The 18,008-nt window shown below is 70.7% G+C and carries 16 protein-coding genes; 5 read left to right on the top strand and 11 right to left on the bottom strand.

What is annotated here, in order from left to right:
- Positions 1–21: 21 nt before the first annotated feature.
- Positions 22–1,563, bottom strand: coding sequence for an alpha-L-fucosidase (locus AC5DRG_RS46220; protein ID WP_491806287.1), 1,542 nt, complete (start codon positions 1,561–1,563; stop codon positions 22–24).
- A gap of 13 nt (positions 1,564–1,576) precedes the next feature.
- Complete coding sequence (locus tag AC5DRG_RS46215; RefSeq protein WP_491806285.1) at positions 1,577–3,409, bottom strand: glycoside hydrolase family 20 protein; 1,833 nt, start codon at positions 3,407–3,409, stop codon at positions 1,577–1,579.
- A gap of 275 nt (positions 3,410–3,684) precedes the next feature.
- Here AC5DRG_RS46215 and AC5DRG_RS46210 point away from each other — a divergent pair, with 275 nt between their 5' ends.
- The gene (locus AC5DRG_RS46210) at positions 3,685–5,022 is read left to right on the top strand and encodes an amidase (RefSeq protein WP_491806284.1); all 1,338 of its coding nucleotides are present in this window, start codon (positions 3,685–3,687) and stop codon (positions 5,020–5,022) included.
- 25 nt (positions 5,023–5,047) lie between these two features.
- On the opposite strand, the gene AC5DRG_RS46205 is transcribed toward AC5DRG_RS46210, so the two are convergent.
- Positions 5,048–5,530, bottom strand: coding sequence for a GNAT family N-acetyltransferase (locus AC5DRG_RS46205; protein WP_491806282.1), 483 nt, complete (start codon positions 5,528–5,530; stop codon positions 5,048–5,050).
- 60 nt (positions 5,531–5,590) lie between these two features.
- Positions 5,591–5,764, bottom strand: coding sequence for a hypothetical protein (locus tag AC5DRG_RS46200; RefSeq protein ID WP_106980896.1), 174 nt, complete (start codon positions 5,762–5,764; stop codon positions 5,591–5,593).
- 361 nt (positions 5,765–6,125) lie between these two features.
- Here AC5DRG_RS46200 and AC5DRG_RS46195 point away from each other — a divergent pair, with 361 nt between their 5' ends.
- Both AC5DRG_RS46195 and AC5DRG_RS46190 read left to right on the top strand, forming a co-directional pair.
- A complete protein-coding gene (locus tag AC5DRG_RS46195; protein WP_491806279.1) occupies positions 6,126–6,578 on the top strand; it encodes a hypothetical protein in 453 nt (150 codons plus the stop codon).
- Between the two features lie 25 nt (positions 6,579–6,603).
- Positions 6,604–7,407 (top strand): SDR family oxidoreductase, encoded by an 804-nt coding sequence (locus tag AC5DRG_RS46190; RefSeq protein ID WP_491806277.1) that lies wholly within the window; start codon positions 6,604–6,606, stop codon positions 7,405–7,407.
- 18 nt (positions 7,408–7,425) lie between these two features.
- On the opposite strand, the gene AC5DRG_RS46185 is transcribed toward AC5DRG_RS46190, so the two are convergent.
- The 6 genes from AC5DRG_RS46185 to AC5DRG_RS46160 all read right to left on the bottom strand — a co-directional run bounded on the left by AC5DRG_RS46185 (position 7,426) and on the right by AC5DRG_RS46160 (position 13,658).
- A complete protein-coding gene (locus AC5DRG_RS46185; protein ID WP_491806275.1) occupies positions 7,426–7,656 on the bottom strand; it encodes a hypothetical protein in 231 nt (76 codons plus the stop codon).
- A 74-nt stretch (positions 7,657–7,730) separates the two neighbouring features.
- On the bottom strand, positions 7,731–9,224 hold the full coding sequence (locus AC5DRG_RS46180; RefSeq protein ID WP_491806274.1) for an SDR family NAD(P)-dependent oxidoreductase: 1,494 nt from the start codon (positions 9,222–9,224) through the stop codon (positions 7,731–7,733).
- Between the two features lie 104 nt (positions 9,225–9,328).
- Positions 9,329–10,648 (bottom strand): WS/DGAT/MGAT family O-acyltransferase, encoded by a 1,320-nt coding sequence (locus AC5DRG_RS46175; RefSeq protein WP_491806272.1) that lies wholly within the window; start codon positions 10,646–10,648, stop codon positions 9,329–9,331.
- A gap of 189 nt (positions 10,649–10,837) precedes the next feature.
- The gene (glgC, locus tag AC5DRG_RS46170) at positions 10,838–12,058 is read right to left on the bottom strand and encodes a glucose-1-phosphate adenylyltransferase (protein ID WP_491806270.1); all 1,221 of its coding nucleotides are present in this window, start codon (positions 12,056–12,058) and stop codon (positions 10,838–10,840) included.
- A gap of 52 nt (positions 12,059–12,110) precedes the next feature.
- Positions 12,111–13,262, bottom strand: a complete 1,152-nt coding sequence (glgA, locus tag AC5DRG_RS46165) for a glycogen synthase (RefSeq protein ID WP_491806268.1) — start codon at positions 13,260–13,262, stop codon at positions 12,111–12,113.
- Between the two features lie 15 nt (positions 13,263–13,277).
- Positions 13,278–13,658, bottom strand: a complete 381-nt coding sequence (locus AC5DRG_RS46160; RefSeq protein WP_491806266.1) for a (2Fe-2S)-binding protein — start codon at positions 13,656–13,658, stop codon at positions 13,278–13,280.
- A gap of 210 nt (positions 13,659–13,868) precedes the next feature.
- Here AC5DRG_RS46160 and AC5DRG_RS46155 point away from each other — a divergent pair, with 210 nt between their 5' ends.
- Positions 13,869–15,047 carry a DMT family transporter gene (locus tag AC5DRG_RS46155; RefSeq protein ID WP_491806264.1) on the top strand — a complete coding sequence of 393 codons (1,179 nt, stop codon included), beginning with the start codon at positions 13,869–13,871 and terminating at the stop codon, positions 15,045–15,047.
- Here AC5DRG_RS46155 and AC5DRG_RS46150 read toward each other — a convergent pair.
- Positions 15,037–16,212, bottom strand: a complete 1,176-nt coding sequence (locus AC5DRG_RS46150; RefSeq protein ID WP_491806262.1) for a transglycosylase family protein — start codon at positions 16,210–16,212, stop codon at positions 15,037–15,039. The two genes, AC5DRG_RS46155 and AC5DRG_RS46150, sit on opposite strands and share 11 nt — an antisense overlap.
- 306 nt (positions 16,213–16,518) lie before the next feature.
- Here AC5DRG_RS46150 and gnd point away from each other — a divergent pair, with 306 nt between their 5' ends.
- Complete coding sequence (gene gnd / locus AC5DRG_RS46145) at positions 16,519–17,958, top strand: NADP-dependent phosphogluconate dehydrogenase (protein WP_491806260.1); 1,440 nt, start codon at positions 16,519–16,521, stop codon at positions 17,956–17,958.
- Positions 17,959–18,008: the final 50 nt, after the last annotated feature.

Below are 18,008 nucleotides of genomic sequence, written 5' to 3'. Positions count from 1 at the left end.
CCCTGGTGGCCACCAGCTCCCTCAGACCTGGGACCGGTACAGCCCGAACTCCTTGATGTGTACGGCACTTCGGGCCTGCGTCACCCGCAGCCGCCACCGGCGGGCCCGCATCGGGTTCGCCAACAGCAGGATCCGGCTCGCGCCGATCGTGCCCGCGCCCGTGGCCTGTGTCCAGGCGCCGTCGAAGAAGGCTTCGACGACGAAGCTCTCCACCTGCTGGCCGTGCCGGATGTCCTCGGCCACACGGACGCGGTCGACCTCCTGCTCGCTGCCCAGGTCCACGGTGACGCGGCCCGGTGCCGTGGTGGTGCGGGCGCCGTCGGCCAGGTCGCGGGGCAGCTCGCTTTCGATCCGCTCCCGGAACTCGCGCAGCCTGACGACGTCCGTGGCGTGCAGCAGACCGTCCGTGTCCGGCGGAACGTTGAGCAGCAGTACGGCGTTGCGGCCGACCGAGCCGAAGTAGATCTCCGTCAAGTAGTCGACGGACTTGGGCTGTTGGTCGGCGTGGTAGAACCAGCCGTCGCGGATGGAGACATCGCACTCGGCGGGCCACCACTGGAGGTAGTCCGTCACCGGCTGCGCCTTCACCAGGGCGTCGCGGCTGCCCTCGTCGGGGGTGTCGTAGGACAGGGCCCAGTCGGTGCGGCCGTACTGGTTCTCCTTGACCGGTATGACGCTCCACTCGTCCTCGCGCGCGATCCCGCTCTCGTTGCCGACCCAGCGCAGGTCGGGGCCGGTGACGGCGATCGCGGCGTCCGGGGCGAGCGCCCGCACCAGGGTGTACCAGCTGTCCCAGTCGTAGCTCTCCACCTTGTCGGGCGGTATACGCCCCTGGGCGCCGTCGAACCACACCTCGTCGACCGGGCCGTACTCGGTGAGGACCTCGTAGAGCTGGTTGAGCATGTGGGCGCCGTAGTCGGTGGCTTCGAGGCTGTACGACTGCTGCGGTATGCGGTCGTCGCCTTCGACGAGGGTGGGGATGGTGCGCACGGAGCGGGCGCTGCCGTTGGCGTACACGCCGTCCAGGTACTGGTTCTCGTCGGCGGGCGAGATGTACACGCCGACCTTGAGGCCGTAGCGCCGCATGGAGTCGGCGAAGGAGCGCAGGACGTCTCCTTGGCCGCCCTGCCAACTGCTCGACGCGACCGTGTGGTTGGTGTAACGGGACGGGTAGAGGACGAAGCCGTCGTGGTGCTTGACGGTGAGGATGGCGAGCTTGAAACCGCCGTCGCGCAGGGCTGCGGCCCATTGGTCGGTGTCGAGGCCGGTCGGCTGGAACACGTCCGGGTCCTCGTCGCCGGTGCCCCATTCGAGGCCGGTGAAGGTGTTCACGCCGAAGTGCAGGAACGCCGTCTGCTCCAGGCTCTGCCAGGCGATCTGCCGTTCGGTGGGCCGGACTTGGGAGGCTTTGCGGACGAGGTCGTCCGCGGTGTCGTCGGGGCTGACGGGGATGCGGTAACGCGGTTCGGCGGGGAGGGGCGCCCCGAGCGCCGAAGCCGAGGGGAGGCCGGTCGCGAGGAACGCGGAGACCGATCCGACGAAGAGGCGTCTGGAGAGGGACATGGGGTGGGACTCCTCAGGTCAGGTGCCATACGGCAGGCGGGCGTTGGTCGGCCGGGTACTGCACGATCCGGCCGTCGTCCGAGACGGTCAGCGTCATCTGTGTGATCGCGTTGACGAGCCGGTATCCGTCCGCCACGGGCTCCAGCTCCCAGCGCTGCAGGGTGCTCGCCGTGTCGCAGGTGTCCCAGGTCGCCTCGACGCCGGGCTGCAAAGGCACGTTGAGGGTGAGCTTGCCGCCGCTGATCGCCAGGCAGCCGGCCGAGTTCCGCAGCGTCACATAGCCGTCCGCCGTGCGCTGCACCTCGGCATCGAAGGACTGCCCGTCCGCACTGAAGGTGTACGAACCGTCCGTCACCGGCACCCGGGTCAGGTCCCGCCATCCGGGCGCGTGGCCGACGGCCGTACCGCGCTCCAGGAACTCCGCGTATGTGGCGTCGGGATGCGGATCCCCCCACGTGGCCTGCGCGATGTGCGCCAGTGCGGGCCGGAGCCGGACCGCGACCTCGTTCTCGGTCTCGCCCCGCCCGTTGTCCGGCCACAGGCTGATCTTCGCGCCGGTGACGCCGTCGCCGGAGGCGAGCTTCTCGCCCTCGAAGCTCCGTGGGTCCCAACTCTGGCCGTACAGCGACTCGGTGTCGCTGTGGAAGCCGCCGCGGATGAGATAGAGGGAGTAGGAGGCGTTCATCACCGAATAGCCCTGCGCGATGAGTTGGCTCGGTTTCACCGCCACGTTCAGCCAGTGCTCGACCGTGGTGTCGGTCTTCACGGGCACGGTGTTGGCGCCGGTGAGCCCGTCGTTCCAGATGCGCAGCTCGACGCCCTTGCTCGCCGCGTAGTCGTGGACGCGGTTGACGAAGTCGACGAAGGCGTCCTGCGGGGTGGCGCCCGAACCGTACTTCTCCTGGGCGTACTTGAGGATCTGCGGGTACTTGGCGAAGTCGGAGCCGAGCATGTACTCGTCGGCGCCCATGTGCCAGGACTTCGCCGTGAAGACCTCGGCGTACTCGTCCATCAGGCTCGTGTAGTAGTCGAAGGCCGCCTGCTGGGTGATGTCGAGCCGCGAGGGCTGCTTGTTGCCGTCGGAGTCGGTCAGCTGGAGGTCAGGGCGGTTCTCGATCCAAGGGTCGATATGGCCCGGGGAGTTGATCTCCGGGATGATCTCGACGTGGTACTTGTCGCCGAGTGCGACCAGGCGCCGCATCTCGTCCTTGGTGTAGTAACCCCAGGTGTTGGCCTCGGGGTGGGCGTCGCTCTTCACCTTCACTTCGATGAGCAGCTGGTTGAGCTTGTGGTAGGCCATCTCACGGACGAGGTTGTCCAGCCACTCCGTCGAGATGTGGATGTAGCAGGCGCAGACACCGACGCCCCGCTCCTTGTAACGCGGCACGTCGACGGTGTGTCCGGCGGGGATCCGGTCGCCCTGGGCGAGGAGTTGGAGGAGGGTGCGGGTGCCGTAGAAGGCGCCGGTCTCGGTCGCGCCGGTCACCGACAGCTTCGCGCCGGAGCGGAGTTCGTAGCCCTCGGAGCCGAGGGATGCCTTGTCCGGCCGTACGTCGATAACGATGTCACCGGTCCTGGCCCCGCCCCGCACGACGGGAACCGTGCCGCGGCCGGCCGCGCGCAGATCGTCGGCGAGGGTGTCGGCGACCCTTCGCTCGGCGGCGCCGTCGGCCACCAGACGGCTGCTCCGGCCGAACGCGTAACTTCCGGCTGCCGGTGTCCAGTCGGTCAGAGCGGGCACGGTGACCGGCGCCTCGGCCGCTCGCGCGACGGCCGGCGCGGGTGCCGCGAACAGCAGCAGCGCCGCCACGACGCCCAGGACCAGGCGTCTTGGATACGTACTCATCAGCTACTCCCCAGTCATCGGAGGTCTGATGATTGAGTCGACCCATGGGCCTGTCAATGGGGTGCGGAGATAGGGAAGTTGCACCAGTGATCGGATGACCTGCTGCTCTGCGCGTGCCAGCGGAAAGCCGCCCCCGAAAAGTCCAACAACACGGGCGCGAATGTCCAAGTCCGGCGGCTCTCGACTCGGCGCCCACCCCCGTGCACAGTTCTCCCTACGTACTCGCGAGTACGCAGCCCGTGCACCATCGCACCCCACGCACCCCGAGGAGCGCCGTGACCACCTGGGTCGGCCGGACCGCCGCCGAGATCGCCGCCGCCGTACGCGAGAAGCGCGTCACACCGCGGGAGGTGGTCGCCGAGCATCTCGCCCGGATCGAGCGGCTCGACGGCCGGGTCGGCGCCTTCCGCACGGTGCGGTCGGAGGCGGCGCTCGCCGAGGCGGACGAGGTGGCGGCCCGCCCGGACCTGGCCGAACTCCCCCTCGCGGGCGTGCCCGTGGCCGTGAAGGACAACCTCGCGGTGCGCGGCGAGTCCAACCGGGTCGGCTCCGCCGCAACCCGGGACACGCCCGCCGACCAGGACCATGTCACCGTGGCCCGGCTGCGGGCGGCGGGCGCGGTGGTCGTGGGCCTGACGAACGTGCCCGAACTGTGCGTCTTCGGCACGACGGAGGGTGTGCACGGCACGGCCCGCAACCCGTGGGACACCTCGCGCACAGCAGGGGGTTCGTCCGGCGGCAGCGCGGCCGCGGTCGCCGCGGGCCTGGTGCCGATCGCCCTCGGCAACGACGGCATGGGCTCCCTGCGCATCCCGGCGGCCAACTGCGGCCTCGTCACCATCAAGCCGGGGCTCGGGGTCGTGCCCGCCGGAACCAGTACCTGGTTCGGCATGTCGGAGAACGGGCCCCTTGCCACGACGGTCGAGGACGCCCGCCTGATGTTCGCGGTCCTCGCGGACACCGAGGTCGTACGGCCGGACGAGCCCTCCACCTGCAAGGTCGCCGTCTCCCTGCGCAGCCCGCTCCTCGGTGTGACCGTCACCAAGCCGTATACGACCGCCGTCCGGACGGCGGCCGGGCTGCTGGCCGAGGCCGGTCACCAGGTGCGCCGGGCCGACCCGCCGTATCCGCTGTCGTTGAGCATCACCTCGCTCCAGCACTGGACGGCCGGCACCGCGGTGGACGCCCGGGATCTCGACCCCGCGCTGCTGAACCGGCGCACCCGGGTGCACGCGGCGATCGGTCGGCGTTTCGTGCGCACGGTCCAGGAGGGCGACAGCAGGGAGCGGCTGCGTCGGCGCCTGGAGCCCTTCTTCGCCGAGCACGACGTGCTGCTGACGCCGGCACTCGCCCGCCGCTCCCCCAAGTCCGCGCCCTGGCACGAGCGGGGCTGGCTGCGCAATGTGCTGGTCAACACGAACTACTCGCCGCTCACGCCACCGTGGAACCTCACCGGCTGGCCCGCGATGTCCGTCCCGTTCGGCACACTGCCCTCGGGCGCCCCCTGCGCCGTACAGCTGGTGGGGCGGCCGGGGTCGGAGGCGGCGCTGCTGGAGCTGGCGGGGCAGTTGGAGGAGCTGCATCCGTGGAAGCGGACGGCGCCGCTGTCCTAGAGCGTGGTCAAAGGGCCCTGTGCCTCTAGAGCGCCTTGTACATGATGTGCAACCCAACGCGCCCATGCCGGGGATGGTCGTACGCGTCCGGCACCGTTCCCAGGATGGTGAATCCCAGGGAGGTCCACAGCTTCACGGCCGGGTTGGTCTCCACGACGGCGTTGAACACCATGCCCCGGTAGCCGTGGGCCTTCGCCTCGGCCAGGACATGTTCGGCGAGGGCCCGGCCGATGCCGCGGCCGGCATGGTCGGGGTCGATCATGAAGCCCGCGTTGGCGATGCGGGCGGCGGGGCCGCCGTAGTTCGGGGTGACGTAGGCGGAGCCGACCAGCCCGCCGGTCTCGTCCTCGACGACGTATCCGCGCTTGGCCGGGCTCATCCACAGGGCCCGGGCCTCCTCCTCGGAGGTGCCCGGGTCCCAGGTGTAGGTCTCGCCGGCGGCGACGATCCGGTGCCAGAAAGGCCAGATCCGCGACCAGTCGTCGGCCGCGGCTTCTCTGATCAGCATGGGCGTGAGTCTCGCACGCCCATGCGGTCGGCATTCGCGATGGGTTCTGCCGGGCAGGCCCTAGTCCACGCTGGGCAGGATGTGGGGCTCGGCGAGGTCGTCCTCGTAGCCCGCGAGGCGGATGGGGGCGGACCTGGCCCACACGTCCAGGCTGCCGAGCTCTCCGGGCCGTCGGCCGGCACGCTCCGTGCGTTCCTTGGGGCGTTGCTCGCGATTCGTCTTCTCCGGTGTCACCGCGCACTCCTTATGTGTCGGGTCACCCTCGGGGCGTACCGCGCCGGTCTGCACCTGACGTCTGACGCCCGCTCGGGTTTGAGTTGAAGGCAGTTCGGACGCGGTGGCGCCGGTAACGGACCGTGGGTGTGGGTGGGACCCAGTGCTGCTGCCCGTCCGCTATAGATTACCCAAATGAGCGGGTCCCCGCTCGATGGGGCTGAAAACAAGGGGTAACCATCCCGAGTCGCCCCGTGTTCATCGCCACTCGTGCGAAGGAACGGGCGAGGGCGTTGCGCAGTTCAGGTGCCGTTGGCTGAGTCGAAAGCTCGCCATGATCTGCTGACTTCGGACAACGGCTGTCTCGCAGGAGGACTGACGCATGGAGCTGCGCAGCGTCGAGGAGCTGATGGATCTGCTGGCCGCCTGCCGGGGCGCGTGGGGCACCTCGGACCGGGGTGGCGGCGGCCCCGTCGATCTGCATGACCACGCCCTGCAGACCGCCGCGCTGCTGCGCAGGCGCCGCCCCGCCGACAAGGAGCTCCAGCTCGCCGGCCTGGTGCACGCCATCGGACAGCTCCTGTGGCCCGGCGACCGCACCGGACAGGCCGACCGGGCCGCCGAGGCGGTACGCCCACTGCTCGGCGAGCGGGTCGCCCGCCTCGTACGCCGCCACCCCTGGGACGACCGCCCCGCCGACGACGACCTGCTCAACCTGCGCCAGGCGGACGCGGAGGGCCGGACCGTCGGCTTCGACGCCGGGGTCCTGGAGGACTGGCGCACGGTCCTGGAGCTGGTGGCGGCGCGCAACTCCCGCCTGGGGGCTGTCGACTGACGGTCCGTCATGAGACGGTACGCCGATGACGTCGTCGCATGGGCTGGAGGGCAGGGCCGCCGTCGTCACCGGGGCCACGCGCGGGATCGGGCTCGCCGTGGCGCGGGCGCTCGCCGAGGCCGGGGCGTCGGTGTGCGTGACCGCGCGTGACACCGACGAGGTGCGGCGCACCGCCGAGGAGCTGGGCGGCGTCGGGCTGGCCGGCAGCGTCGCGGACCCCGCCCATCCGCGGGAGTTGACGGAGCTGGCGATGCGCGCGTTCGGGCGGATCGACGTCCTGGTCAACAACGCGGCGACGAACCAACCGTACGGGCCGCTGATGGAGGTCGATCCGGAGGCGTGGCGGGAGGCGTTCGTCGTCAATGTCGAGGCGCCGCTGCTGCTGGTGCGGGCCGCGTGGCGGGCGTGGATGCGGGAGCACGGGGGTGCGGTGGTCAACATCTGCACCGAGGGGGCCGGGCACGTCGGGCCCAACATCGGGGCGTACGGCACCAGCAAGGCGGCGCTGACGCATCTCACGCAGCAGCTCGCCGGCGAGTTGGCGCCCGGGGTGCGCGTCAACTCCGTGTCCCCCGGCCTTGTCCGCACGGAGATGGCCCGGTTCGTGTGGGAGCCGGGCGAGCGCGAGGTGGCCGCCGGGCTGCCGCTCGGCCGGATCGGGGAACCGGAGGACGTGGCACGCGCCGTGGTGTGGCTGGTGTCGGACGCGGCGGAGTGGGTGACCGGGGCGGACCTGCTGGTCGACGGCGGCACGCGGGTCAGGGCGGCGTACCCGGGCGGGTACGCCGTCCACGACCGTCTGCGGTCATACGCGCCACCTCATTCGTGACGGCGGCTTGGGACCCCCTCACGGGAACAACGCGATGCCCATGAGGAGGATCAGGACCCAGAAGGCGACGAACGCGACCGAGCCCCAGGTCCAGGGGTGTCTGAGCGGATCACTGGGGCCACCGCGGGGCCGGTCCTCCGGCAGGACGGGGTGGGCCGGGCGGTCGCTCGCGTAGAAGTCCTCGTCGGTCGGGTAGTGGTTGCGCGGATCCTTGAAAGCGCGGGGATCGATGCTGTGCGGACTGGCCATGACTACTCCTGGCGCGGTACTCACCAGGGTCCGGGTTCCCGACGGACGCCGGGGTACACGTCACGGCCGGTGGCTCACCACTTCCCGGGCGCGTAGTCCTTCAGGAAGACGCCGTACAGGTCCTCGCCCTGTTCGCCGCGCACAATGGGATCGTAAACCCGGGCCGCCCCGTCGACCAGGTCCAGCGGGGCGTGGAAGCCCTCCTCCGCGAGGCGCAGCTTGTCGTAGTGGGGGCGCTCGTCGGTGATCCAGCCGGTGTCGACCGAGGTCATGAGGATGCCGTCGGCCTGGAACATCTCCTGGGCGCTGGTCCGCGTCACCATGTTCATCGCGGCCTTGGCGGCGTTGGTGTTCGGGTGGCCCGCACCCTTGTAACCGCGGCCGAAGACGCCCTCCATCGCCGAGACGTTCACGACGTACGCGCGTCCGCTCGCCGCCTTCCTGGCGGCACCGGCCATGACCGGGCGCAGCGCGCTGATCAGGATGAACGGCGCCGTGTAGTTGCACAGCTGCGTTTCGAGGAGCTCCACCGGGGAGATCTGCTCGATGGTCTGCACCCAGGTGTTGCTGTCGACGACGTCGGGGACCAGGCCGCCCGCGTCGATGGCCGTGCCGTCGAGGTGCCGGGCGACGCTGGCGTTGCCCGCGACCAGGGCGAGGTCGGCGACCTGCTGGGCGTCCATCCCGCTGATGCCCACGGGCAGCGCGGCCAGACCGTCCACCGCGCCCGAGCCGAAGGCGCCGATGACGTGGTGGGCGGGCAGCTCTCCGGCGGGCAGCGGGGCGCTCTCGCCCTCCACCAGGGCGGCGTAGGCGGAGGGCAGGCGCCGTACGGTCTGTGTCGCGTTGTTGATGAGGATGTCGAGGGGGCCCGCCTCGGCGACCTGGTCGGCAAGGGCCACGACCTGCGCCGGGTCGCGCAGGTCGATGCCGACGACCTCAAGGCGGTGCATCCAGTCCGCCGAGTCGTCCATGGCCTTGAAGCGGCGGATGGCGTCCTTGGGGAAGCGGGTCGTGATCGTGGTGTGCGCGCCGTCACGCAGCAGCCGCAGCGCGATGTACATGCCGATCTTGGCGCGGCCGCCGGTGAGCAGGGCGCGCTTGCCGGTGAGGTCGGCGTGGACGTCGCGCCGTTCGCGGTTCAGGCGGGCGCAGTCCTGGCAGAGCTGGTGGTAGAAGTAGTCGACCTCGACGTAGCGGGTCTTGCAGGTGTAGCAGGAGCGGGGGCGCTGAAGTATCCCCGCGATCTGGCCCTCCCCGGTGGCCGACGACGGCAGGAGGCCCTCGGTCTCGTCGTCGATGCGCTGGGCGGAGCCGGTCGCCGTGGCCTCCGTGACCGCCTTGTCGTGCGCGGTCTTGGCGGCCCGGCGCTCCTGGCGGCGGCGCTGCTTCACGGTGCGGTAGACGCCCGCGGTGGCCCGGCGCACGGCGATCGCGTCGGGGTGGTCGACGTCCAGCTCGTCGAGCTCTTCGAGCACGCTGAGGCAGACGGCCAGCCGCTCCGGGTCGATACCGGGGCCGTACACGACCTCGTCCGTGGTCGCCGGGCCGTCCTCTGTCACCGTCATCGCGCTGCCGTTTCCCTGGTCACCCGTGCGGCGCTGAGACCGCGTCCGCTGTCGAACGGGTGATTTTACTTCAGCGCGGGGCACGTCCCGTAATCCTGTGACGATCAAGGATCGCAGGCGGTGATCAGCGTCTCCACCTCCTCGGTCACGGCGCGGGCGAGCCGGTCGAGATCCGGTACGGCCTTGGCGTCGGCGACGAGCCCGTAGTGGACCTGTCCCCGGTAGGTCGAGATCGCGACCGCGAGGGACTGGCCGTGGGCCAGCGGCGCGAAGGGATAGACCTCGGTGACCGGGTTGCCGCCCAGCTTCAGGCCGATGCCCGGCAGGGGCACGCTGGTGACCAGGATGTCGAACCAGAGCCGGGCGGCCTGGCTCACCAGGGGCCCGCCGAGGCGGTGGCCGAGTGCCGGGACGTGGTCGGCGAGCAGGGCGACGGCACCCGCGCCCCGGTTGGGTCCTGCGTCCTTGTTGCGGTCCATGGCCGTGCGGACCGTTTCGAGGCGTGCAAGGGGGTCCGGGTCGCCGACGGGAAGCCGTATCAGGTAGCCGGAGAGCCGGTTGCCCTGCGGGTGCGCGGTGCGTGGGCGGCGTTTGGAGACGGGGATCAGGGCGCGGGGCGCGACGCCGTCGCTGCCGTCGCCGCGTTCGTCGAGCCAGCGGCGCAGTGCGCCCGCGACGATCGCGATGAGCACGTCGTTGACGGTGCCGCCGACGGTCTTGCGGACGCGGTGCACATCGTCGATGTCGACGACCACTCCGGCGGTGCGGCGGGTGCCGGTGGGCTCGGCGGTGAGCGCTGACGAGGAGCGCACGCCGAGGCCGGACAGGGCGACGGAGGCGCCGATGTCGAGGGCCCGCCCGACATCGGACACGGCGCCGCGCACGAGCCCCGGCAGTCTGCGCACATCGGGGAGGAGGCCGCGCGAGGGCTCTGCCGGACGTGGCTTGCGCGCGGGCATGTCCATCGGGTCCAGGATCGCGGCGGCGAGCGTCAGCGCCCGCAGGCCGTCGGCCAGGGCGTGGTGGAACTTGAACAGCACGGCGAACGAGACGCCGTCCTCCCCGGGCAGCACATGCGCCTCCCACGGCGGGCGGCCGCGCTCCAGCGGGCGCTCCATGAGCCGGCCCGCCACCGCGTGGAAGTCCGGGGTCGGGGCGTGCAGCCGGACATGGTTGAGGGGGTCGAACTCCGGGTCGGTCTCGCGGGTGGCGCCTCCGAAGGAGAACGGCTGCCATACGTCCCGGATCCGCATCCGCAGCCCGGGCACGGCGGCGGCCCGGGAGGCGAGCAGGTCGGCGGCGTGGGCGCCGGCGGTGGGCGAGTGCGCGGCGAAGACGCCGAGTGCGCCCAGGTGCATCGGGTGCCGTTCGGACTCGATGTTCCAGAAAGCCAGGTCGAGAGGGGCGAGCGGATCAGAAGTCAAGGGCTTGCCTCACGTCGACGACGGATGAGCCAGCAGTCAATCGCCCCCAGGCGATTACGGTCAAGTACGATCAAGCTACGCACAGTTAACAGCAGATTAAGTCCGACCACCATGAAATGGGTGGGACACATGGGGCATCTGTGGTCACTTCACCGTGCGGGCCTCTCGCCTACGACCGCCCTCGACCGTCTACGTCACCCGCTGCCCCTTCCCGAGCGCGATCACCCCGCCCTTGGACACCGTGTACAGCTCCGCGTCCCGCTCCGGGTTGACGCCGATCGTCGCGCCCGGCGGCACCTCGACGTTCTTGTCGAGCACCGCTCCCCGCACGACCGCGCCGCGGCCTATCTTGACGTTGTCGTGAAGGATCGAGCCCTGCACCACGGCACCGGGGTCGACGAGCACGCCCGGGGACAGGACGGAGCGCGTGACCTGGCCGCGGATCAGGCAGCCGGCGCTGATGATGGACTCGCTCGCGATGCCCCCGGCGTTGAAGCGGGCCGGGGAGAGCTGGCCCGAGTGGGTGTAGATGGGCCAGCTGCGGTTGTAGAGGTTGAAGGCGGGGCGCTCGGCGATCAGGTCCATGTGGGCGTCGTAGTAGGCGTCGAGGGTGCCGACGTCACGCCAGTAGCCCTGGTCCCGGGTGGTTTCGCCGGGCACGTGGTTGGCGCTGAAGTCGTACAGGCACGCCTCGCCGCGGTCGGTCAGCTGGGGCAGGATCGAGCCGCCCATGTCGTGGACGGAGTTCAGGTCCTCGGCGTCGCGCTGGAGGGCCTCGATGAGGGTCTTGGTGGTGAAGATGTAGTTGCCCATCGAGGCGAAGACGCACTCCGGGTCGTCGGCCAGGCCGGGCGGATCGGCCGGCTTCTCCAGGAAGCGTTCCACCGTCTGGCCGTCCGAGCCCGGGGTGATCACGCCGAACTGCGACGACTCGGTGCGCGGGACGCGTATGCCGGCCACCGTCACGCCCGCGCCGCTGTCGATGTGCTGCGCGAGCATCTGCCGCGGGTCCATGCGGTACACGTGGTCGGCGCCGAACACCGCCACGTACTCGGGCCGTTCGTCGTCGATCAGGTTCAGCGACTGGAGGATCGCGTCCGCGCTGCCCAGGTACCAGCGCGGGCCGAGCCGCTGCTGGGCGGGGACCGGCGTGATGTAGTTGCCGAGCAGGCTCGACATGCGCCAGGTCGTGGTGATGTGTCGGTCCAGCGAGTGCGACTTGTACTGCGTCAGGACGCAGATGCGCAGGATGTCGCCGTTGACGAGGTTGGAGAGGACGAAGTCGACCAGGCGGTAGGTACCGCCGAAGGTGACCGCTGGTTTGGCCCGGTCCGCGGTGAGGGGCATCAGGCGCTTGCCTTCTCCGCCCGCCAGCACGATCCCGAGCACCGAAGGTCCACCACGACGCATTGGCCGCTCCCCTCACCCTGGTTGAAGCATGATTGCCCTTGAGCACGGCCCACTAAGCCTGTTTGAGGATCTCCCGGTAGAGCCGGACCGTACGCCCTGCGACCGCGTCCCAGCCGAACTCCCCCACCGCGCGCTCCCGTCCGGCCTCGCCCATGCGCTTGGCGGCCTCCGGATCGGCGAGGACGGAGTCGAGGGCGAGCGCCAGGTTCGCCTCGAAACCGTCGTCCGTGGACACGAGCAGACCGGTCTCGCCGTCCGCCACGACCTCCGGGATGCCGCCGACGCGCGAGGCCACGACAGCCGTGCCGCAGGCCATCGCCTCCAGGTTCACGATGCCGAGGGGCTCGTACACGGAGGGGCAGACGAAAACGGCCGCGTGTGTGAGGAGCTGGATCACGTCCGGGCGCGGCAGCATCTGCGGGATCCAGTGGACGCCCTCGCGGACGCTGCTCAGCTCCTGGAACAGGTCGCGGAACTCGCGGTCGATCTCCGGGGTGTCGGGGGCGCCCGCGCACAGCACGACCTGGGCGGCGGGGTCGATGTCCCGTACCGCGCGCAGCAGATGGGGCACGCCCTTCTGGCGGGTGATACGGCCGACGAACAGGAGGTACGGGCGGGCCGGGTCCAGGCCGACGCGGGTGAGGACGTCGGTGCCGTGGTCGGGCTGGTAGAGGGTGGTGTCGATGCCGTTGTGGATGACGTGCACCCGGGCCGGGTCCAGCGCCGGGTAGCTGGTGAGGATGTCCTCGCGCATGGCGCCCGATACGGCGATCACCGCGTCGGCGGCCTCGATCGCGGTGCGTTCGGCCCAGCTGGAGAGGGCGTATCCACCGCCGAGCTGCTCGGCCTTCCACGGGCGCAGGGGCTCCAGGGAGTGGGCGGTCATCACGTGCGGGATGCCGTGCAGGAGCTTGCCGAGGTGGCCGGCGAGGTTGGCGTACCAGGTGTGGGAGTGGACGAGCTCGCGGCCTTCGAGGGCGGCGGTCATGGCCAGGTCCGCGGAGAAGGTGCGCAGCGCGTCGTTGGCGGTGTCGAGCGCGGACCAGGGCCGGTGGCGTATCACGCCGTCCGTGCGGCCCTCGCCCCAGCAGTGCACGTCCAGGTCGACGAGGGCTCGCAACTCCCGGGCGAGGAACTCGACATGGACCCCCGCGCCGCCGTACACGTCGGGCGGGTACTCCCGGGTCAGTAGTCCCACTCGCACCCGGAACCCCCTGTCTCAGCGGCTGGTTCCCTCATGGTCACCCAGATGCGGCGCTCGCGGAAGACCGCTGCGGTTGCGGGTAGAAGGCGGCTGTGTGAAGCAGCAGTCTCCACAGACCCCGCCGCCGGGCACGCGGTAGTACAGACAGCAACTGTCGCGGCGGAAGGCGGTGCGATGTCGCGCCCCGTAAGGGGCGCGGGGAACTGCGCGACCAGCCCCGGCCCGCGGGTTCGTGGCCGTTCTTCCGTAAACATCAGTTGGCCGATTTTCGCAGGCCTCGGGGAGGGTCGGGAGTGGCCCGTGCGGTGCTCGATTCGTCCTTAGTACGAAGAAGCCGCCGAGCGGGCGGAGCGCGGCGAGATCGGGGTCGAGGTCCACGAGAGGAAGTAGTACCAAGTCGAGCCGGGGTGCCGACCAGAGGGTCTCCTGCGTCCGTCACCCGTCTGAGGGATGATGGAGGTGCTGTCGTACTCCATCGGCAGTAGGACTCAATGCGTGCTCAGGTACGACGACGGGAAGAACTTTTCCGGGCATCGTGTTGGCTATGGAAGCCGACCGTTCGCCGCGCCGGGTGCAAAGTGCCCGCTTCACGCAGAGGAGCAGTACATGAATGCCCTCGCGTTGTCCGTGCTGCTGTCGCTGGTCTCCGCCGTCGCGTATGCGGGCGGGGCGATCGTGCAGGAGCGCGTCGCGGTCTCCTCACCCGACCAGGAGTACGCACCTCTGCGCCGGCCGAGCTGGTGGGCGGCCGTGGCCCTCAACGGACTCGGTGGACTGCTGCACGTCGTGGCGCTCGCCTACGGGCCGCTGAGCCTGGTCCAGCCGCTGGGCGCGCTGACCATCGTGTTCGCGCTTCCCATGGCCGCGCTGTTCGTGGGCCGCAAGGCGGGCTCCACCGCCTGGCGGGGCGCGATCATGGCGACGGTGGGCCTCGCGGGTCTGCTCTCCCTGGTCGGCGCCTCCGACACCCGGTCGCTCGATTCGACCCAGCGGGTGCTCGTGGCCGTCGTCACCGCCGGCGCGGTCGTGGCGCTGATGATCGCGGGCCGGGCCGCACACCGCCACCCGGCGATGCGCAGCATGTTGCTCGCCACCGCGTCCGGCATAGCTTTCGGCATGTCCTCGGTCTTCACCAAGACCGTCGCGGTCGACTGGACCGGCGGCGTCTCGGCGTCCGACCTGCCGACCCTCGCGGTGATCGGCGTCCTGGCGACGGCCGGCATGCTCCTGTCGCAGGCGTCCTACCGCGGCGGCGGCCTCGCGGCCCCGCTGGCCACACTGACGGTCGTGAACCCGGTGGTGGCTGCCGCGGTCGGCATCACGATGTTCGGCGAAACCTTCCGCTACGGCACCCTGGGCACCGTTCTCGCCCTGGGCTGCGGAGTCGTGGCGGCCGGCGGCCTGATCCTGCTCACGACGGAGCGTCTTGGGCGCACCACCGGACCGGATGTGGTGGTGGCCGTTCCCGCGCCCGCCGAGGAACTGCTCCCCAGCCTCCCCGAGCAGCAGCCCCGACCGGTCGCCGCACGCCGGGAGAACACGCTCGTACCGGCTCAGGCGACGGCAGCCGCCACCCCGGAGCTGACAGTTGCCTCGGCCTCCCCCGTCCCGGACTTCGTGCCGGACGAGATGGCACCGTCCGTACCGGAGGCCGGGTACGAGGACAGCGAGCCTCCCGAACCCGGCCGTGAGGAGTCCGAGCGCTACCACATCGGCCCCGTCTACGGCGGCCCCTACGTCCCGATGCCCGTCCTGGACCGGCACCGCACGCGCGTCAAATCCTGACGCCGCCGGCCCGCAGATAGGCCACCGGGTCGACATCCGTACCGAAGCCGGGCCCCGTCCGCACCTCGAAGTGCAGATGCGGACCCGTGCTGTTGCCCGTGGACCCCGAGCGTCCGATGCGCTGGCCGCCGCCCACCGACTGCCCGCTCTTCACGGAGATCGCGGACAGATGGCCGTACTGGGTGTAGCGGCCGTCGGAGTGCCGGATCACCACCTGGTAGCCGAAGGAACCGCCCCAGCCGGCGCTGACGACCTTCCCGGCGCCGACCGCCTTCACGGACGTACCGGTGGGCACGGGGAAGTCGACTCCGGTGTGGTAGCCCTTCGACCAGGAGGAGCCCGACGCGTGGTAGGGCGTGCCCATGGAGGCGTTCACCGGGGCGACGAGGGAGTGGCTGGTCGTGGCCCGCTCGGCGGTGTCCAAGGAGGAGCTGTCCGATGAAGTACTGCCCGAAGAGGCCTTCTTCGTCGGGGACTTGGACGTGGTGGGGGTCGTCGTGGTCGACGTCGTGGTGGCGGCCTTGGCCCTCAGGTTCAGCCGCTGGCCCGGCAGGATCAGGTCGGGATCCGTGCCCACGGTCTTCCGGTTCGCCTCGTAGAGCCGCTGCCAGCCGCCCTTGACGCGCTGGGCGTCGGCGATCCCGGAGAGCGTGTCGCCGCGGACCACCGTGTACATCTCGGCGGTCCCCGCCCGGGACTGGGGCGTGGTCTGGGGCTGTACGTCGCTCACAGAGCTCTTGGGAGTCCGGGTCGAGGTGCCGGAGGGCTGGATGTCGGGGGTGTCGCCGCCCCGGGTCAGTCCGGCCCGCACCGAGCAGACCGGCCAGGCGCCCGGGCCCTGTCCGTCGAGGACCTTCTCCGCGATGGCGATCTGCTGGTCCTTGGTCGCGAGATCGGCCCGCTGGGCGTACTGCTTGCCGCCGTAGGCCTCCCACGTCGACTGGCTGAACTGGAGTCCGCCGTAATAGCCGTTGCCGGTGTTGATGCTCCAGTTGTTGGTCGACTCGCACGCGGCGACCTTGTTCCAGGTGTCCACGTCGGCCGCGTGGGCGCTGCCGCTGCCGATGAGCGGGAGGGCCATTCCGGCGCCGCCCGCCGTGACGGTGAGTGAGGCGCGGTTGATTCTGCTCGGCTGATACCGGCGGTGCTTGCCCCGTACGGCCATGAAGGAGCCCCCTCGACATGCGTCCGAAGGGCCAAAAGTAAGCGGCGCGAACAGGCCATGACAAGACCGCAATCAGCCGCTCCGTCACACCAAGTGGCGAGTAAGGCTCGCCGGTTGACGGGATCGGTCGCGTCCGTGCTGAGGTCCGGGCCCCCTCGCATGCGTACTCAGAACCGTCAGGTCCGGATGTGCGGTCGACGTACCGGCACGTCAGGATGGTCGAAGGGGCAATACTGGCGGGCACGACCGGCACCACCGATTACGGGATCCACACGGGATCTACGGGAACTTTTGGGAGCAGGCGGTATGAGCACTTCAGCCCAGATCGGCGTCACGGGTCTCGCGGTCATGGGCCGCAACCTCGCCCGCAACTTCGCGCGCAACGGCTATACGGTCGCGCTGCACAACCGGACGGCGGCGCGGACGCACGCCCTGGTCGAGGAGTTCGGGAGCGAGGGGAACTTCATCGCGGCCGAGACCGCCAAGGAGTTCGTGGCGGCGCTGGAACGGCCTCGGCGCCTGGTGATCATGGTCAAGGCGGGTGACCCCACCGACGCGGTGATCCAGGAGTTCGCCCCGCTCCTGGAGCCCGGCGACATGATCATCGACGGCGGCAACGCGCACTTCGCGGACACCCGACGCCGGGAACGCGACCTGCGCGAGCAGGGCATCCACTTCGTCGGCATGGGCGTCTCGGGCGGCGAGGAGGGCGCGCTGCACGGGCCGAGCATCATGCCGGGCGGCCCGAAGGAGTCGTACGACTCGCTCGGTCCGATGCTGGAGAAGATCTCCGCGAAGGCGGCGGACGGCGCGCCCTGTGTGACCCATGTCGGTCCCGACGGCGCCGGGCACTTCGTGAAGATGGTGCACAACGGCATCGAGTACGCCGACATGCAACTGATCGGTGAGGCCTACCAGTTGCTGCGCGATGTCGCCGGGTACTCCCCCGCGCGGATCGCGGAGATCTTCCGGACCTGGAACACGGGCCGGCTCGACTCCTACCTGATCGAGATCACGGCGGAGGTCCTGTCGCACGTGGACGCGGCGACGGGCAAGCCGTTCGTGGACGTCGTCGTCGACCAGGCGGAGCAGAAGGGCACGGGCCGCTGGACGGTCCAGATCGCCCTCGACCTCGGCGTCCCCGTCTCGGGCATCGCGGAGGCGGTCTTCGCCCGCTCCATCTCCGGCCACGCGGCGCTGCGCGAGGCCTCGCGGGGGCTGGCCGGGCCGACGGCCGCGCCGCTGGGCGAGGCGGAGGCGGCGGCCTTCGCGGACCGGGTGGAGCAGGCGCTGTACGCGTCGAAGATCGTGTCGTACACGCAGGGCTTCCACGAGATCGCCGCGGGCAGCGACGAGTACGGCTGGGACATCGACCTGGGGGCCGTCTCCTCCATCTGGCGCGGCGGCTGCATCATCCGCGCGGCCTTCCTGGACCGCATCCGGGCCGCGTACGACACTCGGGCCGACCTGCCGAGCCTGCTGTCGGACGAGACGTTCGCGCGGGAGATCGCGGCGGCCCAGGACGACTGGCGCGAGGTGCTGATCGCCGCGACCCGCCAGGGCGTCCCGACGCCCGGTTTCGCCGCAGCCCTCGCCTACTACGACGCCCTGCGCGCCGAGCGACTGCCCGCCGCGCTCACCCAGGGGCAGCGGGACTTCTTCGGCGCGCACACCTACCGGCGGACCGACCGGGAGGGGTCGTTCCACACGCTGTGGGGCGGCGACCGGTCGGAGGTCTCCGAGTAAGCAGCGTCGCCAGCAGGGAGTACGCAGCGGTGGGCGGCCTGTGCGGTCGC

Source organism: Streptomyces sp. JLBG701, assembly GCF_058544905.1.
The sequence above is the reverse complement of the archived record's forward strand: the minus strand, read 5'-3'. Positions and strand labels throughout refer to the sequence as shown.